12 protein-coding genes are annotated in these 12,355 nt (G+C 50.0%); 2 read left to right on the forward strand and 10 right to left on the reverse strand.

Annotated features, from left to right (window positions below; all coding sequences use genetic code 11):
* The first annotated feature begins 55 nt into the window (after window positions 1-55).
* On the forward strand, window positions 56-1,291 hold the full coding sequence (locus AC6I7T_RS16245; protein WP_497788351.1) for a PepSY-associated TM helix domain-containing protein: 1,236 nt from the start codon (window positions 56-58) through the stop codon (window positions 1,289-1,291).
* Here AC6I7T_RS16245 and AC6I7T_RS16250 read toward each other — a convergent pair.
* From AC6I7T_RS16250 to AC6I7T_RS16265, 4 genes are read right to left on the reverse strand one after another with little or no spacing between them, the layout of a single operon-like run.
* Window positions 1,271-2,368 carry a hypothetical protein gene (locus AC6I7T_RS16250; protein WP_497788352.1) on the reverse strand — a complete coding sequence of 366 codons (1,098 nt, stop codon included), beginning with the start codon at window positions 2,366-2,368 and terminating at the stop codon, window positions 1,271-1,273. The genes AC6I7T_RS16245 and AC6I7T_RS16250 overlap by 21 nt on opposite strands.
* 20 nt (window positions 2,369-2,388) lie before the next feature.
* Window positions 2,389-3,456 (reverse strand): adenylosuccinate synthetase, encoded by a 1,068-nt coding sequence (locus AC6I7T_RS16255; RefSeq protein ID WP_497788353.1) that lies wholly within the window; start codon window positions 3,454-3,456, stop codon window positions 2,389-2,391.
* Window positions 3,453-4,001, reverse strand: a complete 549-nt coding sequence (locus AC6I7T_RS16260; protein ID WP_497788354.1) for an AAA family ATPase — start codon at window positions 3,999-4,001, stop codon at window positions 3,453-3,455. Before AC6I7T_RS16260 ends, AC6I7T_RS16255 begins: the two co-directional genes overlap by 4 nt.
* A gap of 21 nt (window positions 4,002-4,022) precedes the next feature.
* Entirely contained in the window at window positions 4,023-5,570 is a 1,548-nt protein-coding gene (locus AC6I7T_RS16265; protein WP_497788355.1) for a ribonuclease H-like domain-containing protein, read from the reverse strand.
* A 123-nt stretch (window positions 5,571-5,693) separates the two neighbouring features.
* On the opposite strand from AC6I7T_RS16265, the gene AC6I7T_RS16270 reads away from it, so the two are divergent.
* Complete coding sequence (locus AC6I7T_RS16270; RefSeq protein ID WP_497788356.1) at window positions 5,694-6,080, forward strand: hypothetical protein; 387 nt, start codon at window positions 5,694-5,696, stop codon at window positions 6,078-6,080.
* Window positions 6,081-6,823: 743 nt separating this feature from the next.
* Here the strand turns inward: AC6I7T_RS16270 and mnmE are convergent.
* From mnmE to rpmH, 6 genes are all read right to left on the reverse strand, one after another.
* A complete protein-coding gene (gene mnmE / locus AC6I7T_RS16275) occupies window positions 6,824-8,209 on the reverse strand; it encodes a tRNA uridine-5-carboxymethylaminomethyl(34) synthesis GTPase MnmE (protein WP_497788358.1) in 1,386 nt (461 codons plus the stop codon).
* 70 nt (window positions 8,210-8,279) lie between these two features.
* Entirely contained in the window at window positions 8,280-8,828 is a 549-nt protein-coding gene (locus tag AC6I7T_RS16280; protein ID WP_497788359.1) for a Jag family protein, read from the reverse strand.
* 117 nt (window positions 8,829-8,945) lie between these two features.
* Window positions 8,946-10,739 (reverse strand): membrane protein insertase YidC, encoded by a 1,794-nt coding sequence (gene yidC / locus AC6I7T_RS16285; RefSeq protein ID WP_497788361.1) that lies wholly within the window; start codon window positions 10,737-10,739, stop codon window positions 8,946-8,948.
* Window positions 10,740-10,895: 156 nt separating this feature from the next.
* Window positions 10,896-11,162: a membrane protein insertion efficiency factor YidD gene (yidD, locus tag AC6I7T_RS16290; RefSeq protein ID WP_497788362.1), complete on the reverse strand. Its 267-nt coding sequence runs from the start codon at window positions 11,160-11,162 to the stop codon at window positions 10,896-10,898.
* Window positions 11,159-11,608 (reverse strand): ribonuclease P protein component, encoded by a 450-nt coding sequence (rnpA, locus tag AC6I7T_RS16295; RefSeq protein ID WP_497788364.1) that lies wholly within the window; start codon window positions 11,606-11,608, stop codon window positions 11,159-11,161. The genes yidD and rnpA overlap by 4 nt, the downstream gene beginning before the upstream one ends.
* A 48-nt stretch (window positions 11,609-11,656) precedes the next feature.
* A complete protein-coding gene (rpmH, locus tag AC6I7T_RS16300) occupies window positions 11,657-11,812 on the reverse strand; it encodes a 50S ribosomal protein L34 (protein WP_497788365.1) in 156 nt (51 codons plus the stop codon).
* Between the last annotated feature and the right edge of the window lie 543 nt (window positions 11,813-12,355).

The raw sequence follows: 12,355 nt of genomic DNA on the forward strand, positions 1-12,355 counted from the left end.
GGTCTACGCGACAGAAATACGCGTAGACCTACTTTAATTACTTCGTGAACAGCCTATGCGACTACTAGCTAAATCGTGCTCTCTATTTCTGCATACACCCAGAAAGACCTGGCTTCGTCGCGCTTTCTTTCAGCTCCATCTCTGGATAGGAATCGCCGTAGGACTGATAAGTACGATCGTTGGTATCAGTGGAAGTGCGATTGTCTACAAAGATGCACTCGAACACAAGCTGACTCCTCGCTTCTTCCACACCAATCGAGGCCAGAGACTCAGCGCCGACAAACTAATCGAGCAAGCTAGAAGGCTCCATCCTTCGTGGTCAATCCAATACATTTCAACGGAAGAACAATCGGATGGATCGCCTGAGCCATGGGTCTTCTATATGACCCCGGACCTGGCCAAGGGCTCCGTGCAGAAACTTATATATCTCGATCCATCCACGGGGAAGTTGCTTGGAGAACAAGGCCGTACACAAGGACTGATTAACTGGACAGCTGAGCTACACTATCGGCTTCTCGCTGGACAGACGGGAACCATCGTCAATGGTATTGGAGCTATTCTTCTCTTTTTTCTCTGCCTGACCGGTATGGTTATCTGGTGGCCGGGACGCGACCGATGGCGCTCCGGACTGCATATTCACTGGAAAGCCAGATGGCCACGTTTGAATTGGGATCTTCACAACGTATTTGGATTCTGGCTCGCAATACCACTCGCTATCGAAGCCTTTACAGGGATCTACTACTGCTTCTTTCTACCGATGGCAGGAGCCTTGGTCTTCATGATGGGAGGAGATATCCAGGAGGTCCAGCGCATTCTGGTTCCACCACGGTCAGAAGTAAAACGTGGTGTACCTTCTCATCCTCTTGAACCACTCATACTGGAGAGCCTCCGTCTCCATCCCGATTGCACCTTACGTGGCTTGACGATACCTGAGCAGCTAACCGCCCCGGTTGTCGTATCGCTCAACCCACCCCACGCAGAAGATCGTGGGCAATATGCGCGCGTAGCCTTCGACCGATATACAGGAAGGAACCTAAGCGACATCGATTCCCGCAGCGAAAGCTTTGCCATCCGCATGTTGCTATTTTTTGGTCCCCTGCACTTCGGAACCTTTGCTGGAAGCTATTCTCGAATCGCCTGGATCTTACTGGGTATAAGTCCAGGGCTACTCTTCTTTACCGGCTTCCTGATGTGGTGGAGAAGAGTGGTGTCTAGAAGGATGAGACAGCATCGGAACAAAGACGAAACAGCCACAGCGACAACGAATCTCCTATCTTCTTTCTACTCTTGATGTATCCAACCTTTGGAGCTCATCAATAAGTCTCTGATTATTACTCTTTAGTAAATCGATCTCCACCTTCATTTGTTTGATCTCATCCAGCTCCTTATTAACCTCATGTATATGATGCGCGGTGAGATAAACTTCTAGACCAGCAACTAAAGTCACTAATATCAAAACAAGCCATGTAAGACGCCAACCGTTCTTCTCTTTCCAGATCGGTCGTACCCAAGCCATCAGTGCAAGAACTGTCGTTACAGCACATAAAAGAAAAATATTCGGTTCCCACCAGTAATTTGTTCCGCTTGGCTTCGTAGCAATCAGCGTAACTGCCGTAGTAAGTACCCCAAGAGCAGTAAACATGATGCTAGTGACTGTGTCTATTCTTACCTGGCTTTCTTTTAGCTGTTCGCGAAAGTTCTTATTGGCCCCAACTGCTTCATTAACAAGATCAACTAAACCACTTCTTGGCTTATTGTAATCTTCAAATATGAAGCGACTACGCTCATCCCATTGCGGCTCGCGATTCGAGCACTTAGTTGGTGGGCTGGTCACTACAAAATCCATCACAGCTAAAGCATGACCACATTTAATTTTGAAGTCTTTGTTAGATAGGTTCCAAATCGGAGCCATCAACAATCCACGATAACCAGGATTAACTTGAGGGCCTCCCACCCATACCAAACCTTCGTATGCCCAACGAGTACGGATGTTCCACCGGCCAATGAGAAAGTCTGGCATATTTATCGTCTCGAAGAACTCAATGACCGCAACCTCGAACTTCGGAATAGTGAGTATCTCTCCTGGCTTTAGATCGAAATGTTGTCCTCCTACAGAATATTTGAGCCCTACTCGAAGTTCATAACTAGCCGCCATAATATTCTCAGGCGTATACGGAGTGAGAAGATCGTAGTGCTTACAGTAATATTCGATTTGCTCACTAAGCAACACACCCGAGGGCATTCCAATACCTTCGATGGAGGATCTAACTGAATACGGAGCAAACCGAAGTTTTGAAAGTCTCTTCTTTTCCTCTTCCTTCGCTAGCTCAGTAGAGTCCTTTTGATTAAGCATTTCGTCACGATTCATCAATTCCTCGATCGGCCCGCTTAACGTATGGCCAAGATACCTTTTGGGGCAACGAGTGTTTGTGTTAACCTCGGACCTGTGCCCAATAAGCACACCGGAACCTTGAGATGCTCCTCGATTTGCATAATTGTTGCGAGTGTATTGTGAGTCAAACCATTCACGCTATCTGCAGCCTGATTGTGATAAGAAATATAATCTACAAAATTTAGGGCAATCTCAGTCGGACGGTTAACCGCTATAGCTCGCTTCGCCAAATCATAGTCAAACCTACCAACTCGCCGAAGCATGCCAGTCACAGTCGTGTACTCCGCAAGTGGATTAGGATATCCACTTTCCCGCTGCACTGTATTCCAATCAATTTCTTCAAAAATTGGACCGGCTTGATTTCCTGCAACACGTATTGGGAATGTCCGTAGAACCAAGATAATATTTGTGACTGCTAATGGACTAATCCCACATTCACTAATACAACCTGCGGCTGAGGTATCACGAGACGTCGTTTTCGGATACGCTTCAGAATGATAGAGAGAAAGGCCGAATCCTTGGGTACCCTCAACTAATATCTTTTTCCCGGCATTCAACCCATGATTGATTTCCTTCGATACATCCACTAGGTAGGGCTTAAGCCAAGTGGCACCAACAGCAGCATCTTCGGCTAAACGCACATTTTCACCGCGTAACACTCTGCGCGCAACGGCCGAGCCCACACCACATAATGTGGAACTAAGTCTCTCTCGCAAAGAGAGACTTCGCTCGTTCTGACGATCATCATCCTCTATGACCATAGACCGAGAATCAATGCCGACACGATCTGGACCGAGTTTCAAGGAATTAAGCTCTCTCTGGAGAACAGCAAGATCAATCAATCCGCCCGGAGGAATGAGGAGGCGTGTCGCTGGTCGCACATAACCAGTAGGAATCTGCCTCAATACTTGCAACTCACCGGAATCATCGACAAAGCAATGACCGGAATTTGGCCCACCACAACGCACACATATATCTATTTTTTCCTTCAATGTGATAAAGGCAGATATCTTTCCCTTACCTTCTGACCCATACTGGCCGCCTACTACTACCCAAACACTCATTTACTAATCCTCTGCCTAAACATCTCTGTCAGCTGTTGTAACTCCAAAAGCAATTGGTCTACCGATAGGTTTCCAGAAATGCTAGCTGCTGCAAGCGGTTTTAAAGACTCGATATTCGACTCTACAGGCCGAAAATCGGCATCTTGAAATTGTTCGTAACTATGAAATCTCTTTTGAAGACGCTCAAACCTGATTTGTAAGGAAGTATCCACAAAAATCAGAAAAAACCGTCTTCCAAACGCTTCTTTGAGGCTTTCATAGTCAATCTGATGACGCAAACCATCGACAACGACATCACGTGCCTTGTTAATCTGTGCTAGGAGGCGGGAATTTAGTTCCTTCTGTCCTGTGCCAGCCATCACATCACCACCAACCTCTTGAAGTCGGGCCTTATCTGCAGGATCTGTCTGAAACCATTCCGCTAAAATCAGGCTGTATCTAAGATATTGGAAACCGAATTTTTCCTCTAAACATCGGGCGAGTACAGTTTTTCCTGAGCCAATCCGCCCTGCTACGCCAACGATGATTCGAGAATGACCGGACATGCTGACCATTCTAACCGCCAGCTAGATGGCATCGAGCCCTGTAGCATCAATGATTTCCGCCAGCTTTCGGTAATTAATGCTGGGGGAACGAGGAACGATGAGGTAATCCTCGGTGGGCGTCCCCAAGGCTATGTAATCATCTGCCAGATAAAAAAGGCCGACTAGAGCAGAGGTGATGGCATCAACCTCATCATGCGTCACGTGACCAGTGAGGAATGCTCCGTTAATTCCAATCCGTCCCATTCCTTGTTTGAGCTCTTCGAGGCTGGAACCTTTGCGAGGAATCCCCAATAGATCTTGAGCTGCCCCTGGATAGCTCTCAATTACCTTCAAACCACGCTTCCGCATCTCTGCCGCCAAATGCATACCTCTTCTCGTGAGACACTTCATCGTAGGCAACAAGCACCAGAAGACGGAGATTCCCATGCGTTTTAGAGCTAGCTCGCACTTCCTGTAAATGGGAGAATCCCCCAGAGAATCGCAGTCTATGACCCCTTCCGGGAGAGAAAGAGGAGAGTCTATCGACACCAGATCGGGCTGCGCTGTAACTGTTTCGCGAATCAATTCCTCATCTGTTCGCAAAGACAAGGTGGAGGCATTACAACCGTCTAAGAGAGCCCAGCCGGTCGCTCTGCGTTCGCTTCCCGTAAGATCGATACCTACAATTTTCGGTCCGGAATCACCACCAACCTTTTTCACAAGATTCGCGACAATTTCACGACCGGAGGCTTGGCTAGCAAGCTTCCGCATAGTCGCCAATTTTTTCCTCTTGGGAAGCTCTGACACACCGGTAAAGATTGGAGCAATTGAAGTCTTCAGAAAATCCATTGTTTCAATTGAAAGGCGGTCATAGCAAATCTCCATGAGTGCCTTCAAATGAACGACATCGGCCGTGTTGTACTCGATTAATTGATCAAACGCAGCTTTGTCCCCACGCAAATGTTTTGCCCAGAGGACGGTAGCATCAAATCCAGTAACTCCGGTAATCGAATCACTCCGATGTAGCCCGAATTGCTTCTCGATCTCTTTCAAGCCACCGCGATATCCCAGTTTTCTGCATACCCAACGCAAATCGATGTGTACGGGAGGAAGTGCAATTCCAGGAAAGGCAGACCTTAGAAAACGAAGATCAAACCCAGAACCGTTAAAGGTCACCACCACGGAGTATTTCTTGAGAGCATCTTCAAGCTGGTCAAGATTGTGCCCTTGAACGAATACATCGTACCGGCGGCCATTGTAGAGGCCTACTACCGTCACTGTATCGAAAACGGTTGATAAACCCGTGGTCTCTATATCGAGATAAACGCACTGATCTGAAAATTCCGGGAAGATCCTCCACGCCTCACCCAACGCACTAAGCCGCTGGAAGAACTCAGCATCCCGATTCTTAATTGCTTGGCGTGATTGAGGAATGTACTCGTCTAGTTTTTGCTGTAGCCGAGCTCCCAGAACTCCAAAGCGCTTGTCGAAACGATCAGCATCATCCCAGCTTTGAATGCCGTTCAGCCACATCTCCCGTTCGGTTTCCCGTCCTATTCCGGGAATGTGAATGAAGGTCTGCTGGAGCATGGATCTTTCCTCAAAGAAGATTTTAGACCCAAAAGGTCTGTTCTCTTTTAAGATTTTCTCTTAAACGAGATTGTCTTCGCATAACTTTTCTCGTTTCGGATAGCCTGGAATGGCCTGAATACTATGAAAACTCGTATCGACGACGAAATACGGGGAAAGATCGCAACTGCACTGAAGAATGCGGTCAAAAAACGCAAAATGCGTGTTGAAGAAGCAGCAAATTTGCTCCAGGTTGAAACAGGTACGATGTACAAGTATCTGTCCGGGAATATGATTCCCGGAGGACAAGTACTCTGGAGAGCGTGTCAAGAATTGGGAATGGTCCTAGATGAAAATGGCCTTCGAACCCGACGGCAAAATAAACACAAACTAGCCCTAGAACCAATTCACAGACAATACACGTTGCCGTTTATCAATGAATCGGTTGAGGGCCGTAAACTGCAAATTCAAGTTCGGAAGAAAGGCAGCCAATATGTACATGTTGCATTAAAAATCAAAGTGGCTGAATAACGGCTGTAACAGAGTCCTGCCGCCAATGAGATCGAATTCATATACTGTTCTACGATTGAACCGTTAAGCTAGCAGCCAAGATATGCTCCAAATCTTGCTCCAAAGAATAGAAGAACACGCTGCACTAACTCAAGCAATGGCCTCCGTCAGTAGCGTCCTAATTGCTGCTCTAGCATTACTCTACACAGTGAGATCGCTGAGGATCTTACAACGTCAAACAGAATCTTCGATAGCCCTAAATACAGAAACCTTTCGACCCATAATCGAAGTGTCAGGCGGCCGTTTCGGTAGTACTAGCGAGATAGATTTTATAAATAAAGGGAATGGCGCCGCACTAAATCTTCGATGGAGAATCGATGTTCTACCCGAGCAATGGAAGGTATGTACGTCAAACGTCATTGCTCCACAAGAAAAAAGTGTATTGAAGGGCAACATCGATTGGGGAAAAGGCCTTGTGCTCTCGTATAACTCCGTAGCCAACCGCGAAGAAATCCGTACATATGTATCATTCGGACCAACCGGATCGGTTTACAACAGCCATGATTTCAAGCAAGGAGCTGCTGTAACGAGGCAGGGATGGACTCTCATCGATCCAAAACTTGCAATACCCGGATATCATCCCGATTTCATTCGGGCTATGCCACCCATAACTCGCTTGAAACACTGGTGCCTTTTCAAATTAGGTAAAGAACGCCGTTTATAAAACGTGTTTCATTAGCATTTTGAAGCATGGCTATGACTGCTTATTTACCGATGCAGAAAGTAGAAAAGATCAGATTCAGGATGTCGTCCGGAGTGGTCTCGCCAGTGAGGGCATCGAGCTGGCGAAGAGAATTGTATAGGTCGAGCAAGAGCATTTCGTGAGGCACATGTTCATCGACCGCAACCTTTGCAGCATGTAAAGCATCGATAGCGGCGGTAACAGCCTGGTGTTGACGCAGGTTTGTCAGCATACCGCTCTCATGCGCAGAACCCGCACCAGCCAGGCGCAAGATCTCGTCCCGGAGCTCAGAGACGCCCTGGCCTGTAATCGCCGATGTTTCGATCACGGCAACCTGAGATGGGAAAGCCATCTCCTGCTGAGTTACCAAATCGGCTTTATTCATAGCAATTACAGCAGTACGACCTTCCAGCCCGGCGATCAGAATCTGTTCTTCGGTATTTCTTTTTTCACTGCCATCGAGAACCACCAGCACCAGATCTGCCTCGGCCATGGCCTCCCAGGACTTACGAATACCAATCTCTTCAGCCTCGTCCTTTGCCTCGCGCAGACCGGCTGTATCCACCAGCTCTAGCGGAATGCCACCTAGAGAAATACGCTCGGTCACCAGATCGCGCGTTGTTCCAGGCATGGCAGTCACAATTGCACGTTCACGCTCAATCAATTGATTGAAGAGGGAAGACTTACCCGCATTGGGCCTGCCGACGATTGCCATCGTCAAGCCCTGGTGCACGATGCGGCCGTGTGCAAAGGAAGCAGAGATAGTCTCCAAGGGCTCGCGAATCTGCGCAATCCGGTCGAGAATGTCGGCATCGGCGATGACATCGACATCATCCTCTGCAAAATCGATGCCCGCTTCCAGCAATGCCACAAGCTCCACCAGGTGCTGTTTAATCGGCTGGATACGGCGGGAAAGCGCGCCGCCGAGCTGCTCGGCAGCAACACGAGCCTGGTAGAGAGTTTGCGATTCGATCAAGTCTCTGACAGCTTCAGCCTGGGTAAGATCGATGCGCCCACAGAGAAAAGCACGTTGCGTAAACTCTCCTGGCAATGCCAGACGCGCTCCTCCAGCAATAGACTGCCGAACAAGCAAGTCCAGGATGATCGGAGAACCATGCGCGGCAATTTCTACAAGGTCTTCGCCTGTATACGAATTCGGCGCAGCAAAGTAGGTCGCAAGCGCTTCGTCGAGCTTTGATCCATTCTCGGGATCAAGCACTTCGGCAAAACGAACCTGGGCATGAGCTAAAGGATTTCGAAGACGAAGAAGAGGTACGGCGATAGATTTCGCCTCTGGGCCGGAAAGGCGGACAATTCCGATACCGCCACGTCCTGGCGGAGTAGAGATGGCAACGATCGTCTCGTTAGACGCAATCTCGCGCTCGACGCTATGGGGAATGGACTGCATCTTGAAAGAGGACTCCTAACTGCCACAGCCCCTAGCTACTAGCTAAAGGCTGGGAGCTAGAGCTCTGTCTTTACCGCCGGCCGAAGCCTTGAGGTCTCGCCGCAGGCTTCTGTTGTTCCTGCCATCCTTTCGGATAGACCACAACAAAGCGACGTATTCCTTCGCCACTGGAGGCCGTTTGAAGATCTTCGTATTGACGGAAGGCTAGATGCAACAAGCGGCGCTCACGAGAACTCATCGGCTGGAAGCTATACGGCTGCCCGACCTTGCGCACCTTTTCCGCCGCAGTTTCTGCTGCCATACGCAGCTCACGCGCACGGATTGCCTTGAAGTTATTGGCATCGAAACTTACCTTGTCGTGCTCGTCGTTTTCGAGGCGAATCATTTTGGCTGCAACATGCTCGAAAGCACGCAACAATTCACCACCTCGCTGCGTGAGCAATCCTGCATCCGGGCCGGCAATCTCGACATAAATCTCGCGAGCTTCCAGGCCATCAGGATCCGCCGCACCTTCTCCGGCAGTGATGCGATATTTCAGCCGCAGGCCACCTAGCGAGGTAACTGATCTCAGAAAGCCTGCAATTTTTTCTGCTGCTTCTCGATAATCTTCAATCGGCATTTCATAACTAGTATCGCAAATCGTATTGAGTTCTGGTTATCTAAGTGGTCCCGTTCTTTTCAAGGCAAAGAAAAGGCGGAGCCGAAGCTCCGCCCTTTTCTCAATTGCTTTCCTGAATCAGCGCCGTGCCTGAATCGTCTTGCCGACTCCGCCAAGACGTTTTGCGGCCCTTCGCGCGGCGATCTCGCGCATCTCGCGGCCCATCTTCGTGCGGTTCATGATGATCTGCATCACCAGGTTAATCAGGTTACCGAAGGCCCAGTAGAGGGCCAATCCTGAGGCCACGTGCCACATTGTAAAGCCGAAGACCGCCGGCATGGTGAAGGCCATCATTCTCTGCTGTGCCGGGTCCATACCGGGCGAAGGAGTCAGGAACTGAACCAGGAACATAGAGAGAATTACGAAAATCGGCAGCAGGTGAAGCGGATCGGGAGAAGCAAGATCCGGCAGCCACAGCCAGCTTGCATGCCGCAATTCGATCACGGACGATAGCATGCGGTAGAAGGCGAAGAGCAATGGGAATTGAATCAACATGGGCAAGCACCCGCCGAACATGTTGATACCTTCCTTACGCTGCAGATCCATGATCTCCATGTTCATCTGCTGGCGCTTGGGATCATTGAGCTTCATGTTGCGATACTTGGCTTTAATCGCATCCATCTTCGGCTGGATCCGCTGCATCTTCAACGCAGACTTCATCATCTGCAAACGGGTCGGCAGCATAGCCAGGTTGAGGATCAGGGTAATGATCAGGATCGCCCATCCCCAGTTACCGATTCCGTGCTCATAGAGCCAGCGCAAGGCCAGGAAGAGAGGCTTGGCAATAAATCCAAACCAGCCAAACTGAACAAGCGATTCCAGATTGGGACCGGTTTCTTTGCCGCCCACCATTCCCCGGACCTTGTTCAGAACCTCTAACTGCTTCGGACCTGCAAAGATCCGCGTCTGCACATGGGTGCTGGTATCGCCGATTGCTGTACCAAGAACACTCGCCTGATCGCTAGGACCGCTGGGGTTCTTCGGATCACGAGGTAATGAAATTGCGTTATGCAAAGTTACGACGGAAGCGCGCGAAGGTTCATCGGGAAGGAAGATGGCGCCAAAATAGGAGTCGCTGATACCGGCCCAGTCGTAGCTGCCATTCAGCGTCGCACCGTTTGAAACCTTGCTGTACTTCTGATCGTCGGTTTTACCGCCGATGCTCCAATTGAACTGACCGGAGCCGTAAAGCGCATTCGTATCCTGATCTCCCAATCCTGAAGGCCAGGAAAGCAGCGCGGTAACGGGAGAGCCGTTCTTCGTGACAACGACGTCAGCGTGGAGAACGTAGCTTGAATCAAACCGGAAGGTCTTGGTCGCTTCCAGACCGCCCTGCGCATAGCGGAAGCTCAGCGTCGCCGGAGCAGTCACGTTGCCTGTAGTGGAAGCAACGTACATCCCCTTATTTAGCTGATCCTTCACGCCCTGATCGTAGGCAAACAGCGAGAGCGGATAACCAAACTGGGTGGTTGCGTTGTTTACCAGATCCAGAGGCTTCCCATTGCTGTCCTTGTACTTTTTCAAGATCCAGGAAGTCACTTGGGCGCCGCGATTCGAGAAACGAATCCGATAGAGCTCATTCTCAATAACGGTTTCGGTTTCCTTCTCGGCAACCACCTGAGCAGCTACCGAAGCGGCCGCAATGCCAGAAGCGGAAGAGGAATTCGGAGAAACAGAAGCAGGCAAAGAAGGCGCAGCGGTCGAAGCGGATTGCTGTTGCTGCTGGGGTGCCTTGGGCTCTTCAGCGGGCTTTTTGCTGCGAAAATACTGCAGCCCTATGAAGATCAGGAAAAAAATCGACGTGAAGGCGAGGACAGTGCGCATGTCCTGGCCGCCACCACCCTGCTGATTTGGATTCTTTAGTTCTGCCAAGTAGAAACTTCCTGTGATGAGCGGTTACGGGAGGCCTACTTCGGCTGTCCCGTAGCACATCCTATGGTAATTGGGCCGGGGGAACTATGCACAGCAAGTAAACAAGTTCCTCGTCGGACCGGCTAAAGGAGCAAGATCAGGGAACACGACTACCACTCAGCCCTGATGTTGATGCGTTTCATGGTTTGGCGGCGGCCAGGTTCCCGGTACAGGATCGAAACCGCCACGGGAAAACGGATGGCAGCGGAGGATTCGCCAAACGGCCAGAATCCCCCCACGAATCCAGCCCTTTTCGGAGATGGCAATAGCCGCATATTCCGAACATGTTGGCTGGAAGCGGCACGCACCTCCGGAGAGAGAACTCAATACAGGGCCCAGGCTTCTCTTCCATAGACGGACGACCCCCTCGGCCAGACGACTCATACGGTCGAAACCTTGCCAAAAGTCTTATGGATCGTAGTGAAGATGCGCTTCACTTCCGATTCCAGATCGCCAAATTTGATGGAAAGCACAGAGCGCCGGGGATGCAATACGACATCCACATTTGCATCCAATAGATCTGCATGCATGCGTACTGCTTCACGCATGCGCCGCTTGATACGATTCCGCTCCACGGCTTTACCGAGCACACGTCCCGCCGTGAGGCCGACACGAGGACCGGAAGCCCCTTCTTCCTCGCGTAGGCGGAAGAAGTAGGTCATAGAAGTGGAAAAATGCTTGCGACTGGCCTGATACACGCGCTGGTAATCCGCGTGTTTCCGCAGGCGAAGGTCGCGTGCGGCTGGCAGGCGCGGGTCCATTAGGGCATCGTCCTTAGCTTGAAAAGGGAAATGATCCCAAACACAGCAAGAGGCGCCGAAACGCCTCATAAATACTATGTTCGTAATCCGCCCGAAAACGCTCGGTGGGTAGGAAAACTAGTCGCGATATCCAGCACTAACGGAAACACGCTTGCGTCCTGCAGCGCGACGGCGCGAAAGAACAGCTGCACCGCCCTTGGTCTTCATACGCGCCCGGAATCCGTGCGTCTTCACCCGGCTACGCCGGTTGGGTTGAAATGTGCGCTTTGGCATAAAACTGCGCTCCTATTGCTCTTGAGGAAATCTGTGCCTGACGGCAAGATTTGAGTATACCTTAAGCGACTGCACTCACCAAGCGCAGTACACACGAGACCACGAAATTGCCCCTAAGATTTTTCTTAGATTCGCGAAAATTTTCATCCCGCTCCGCAAACGGGAGTGCGAGTGATCCACACCACAAACGTGTAGATTTCACAAGCTCAATTGGAACTTTTTACCTATCTGCAGTGAACCGAAGTAACCATTTTCACTATGATTGGTGCAACTATTCCGCGTCTCTATTTTTTGCGACGATTAGCTCATTCCATTGCCCTTCAACTGTGCTAGTATCGGCTCCGTCCCAATGAGATTTTAGTCCGTCCCGCAGTTCTGATGTTTTCGATTAGAAGTTGCTTTTGGCAGTGATACATGTAGCCTAAAGAGCAGCACCCCACGGCCACTTTGAAACAAACAACGCCGCGTCTGCTACTGGATTTCGGCGAAGGCGAGTTGTTTTAAGGAATAGGCACGACCGCGTTAGACGGCATCAAGGAAGTT

The organism is Humiphilus diazotrophicus, assembly GCF_059726315.1.

Excerpts from the sequence above, each read along its gene's own strand:
- AC6I7T_RS16245 (WP_497788351.1), top strand. The coding sequence starts at position 56 with ATGCGACTACTAGCTAAATCGTGCTCTCTATTTCTGCATACACCCAGA.
- AC6I7T_RS16250 (WP_497788352.1), bottom strand. The coding sequence starts at position 2,368 with ATGAATCGTGACGAAATGCTTAATCAAAAGGACTCTACTGAGCTAGCG.
- AC6I7T_RS16255 (WP_497788353.1), bottom strand. The coding sequence starts at position 3,456 with ATGAGTGTTTGGGTAGTAGTAGGCGGCCAGTATGGGTCAGAAGGTAAG.
- AC6I7T_RS16260 (WP_497788354.1), bottom strand. The coding sequence starts at position 4,001 with ATGTCCGGTCATTCTCGAATCATCGTTGGCGTAGCAGGGCGGATTGGC.
- AC6I7T_RS16265 (WP_497788355.1), bottom strand. The coding sequence starts at position 5,570 with ATGCTCCAGCAGACCTTCATTCACATTCCCGGAATAGGACGGGAAACC.
- AC6I7T_RS16270 (WP_497788356.1), top strand. The coding sequence starts at position 5,694 with ATGAAAACTCGTATCGACGACGAAATACGGGGAAAGATCGCAACTGCA.
- mnmE (WP_497788358.1), bottom strand. The coding sequence starts at position 8,209 with ATGCAGTCCATTCCCCATAGCGTCGAGCGCGAGATTGCGTCTAACGAG.
- AC6I7T_RS16280 (WP_497788359.1), bottom strand. The coding sequence starts at position 8,828 with ATGCCGATTGAAGATTATCGAGAAGCAGCAGAAAAAATTGCAGGCTTT.
- yidD (WP_497788362.1), bottom strand. The coding sequence starts at position 11,162 with ATGAGTCGTCTGGCCGAGGGGGTCGTCCGTCTATGGAAGAGAAGCCTG.
- rnpA (WP_497788364.1), bottom strand. The coding sequence starts at position 11,608 with ATGAGGCGTTTCGGCGCCTCTTGCTGTGTTTGGGATCATTTCCCTTTT.
- rpmH (WP_497788365.1), bottom strand. The coding sequence starts at position 11,812 with ATGCCAAAGCGCACATTTCAACCCAACCGGCGTAGCCGGGTGAAGACG.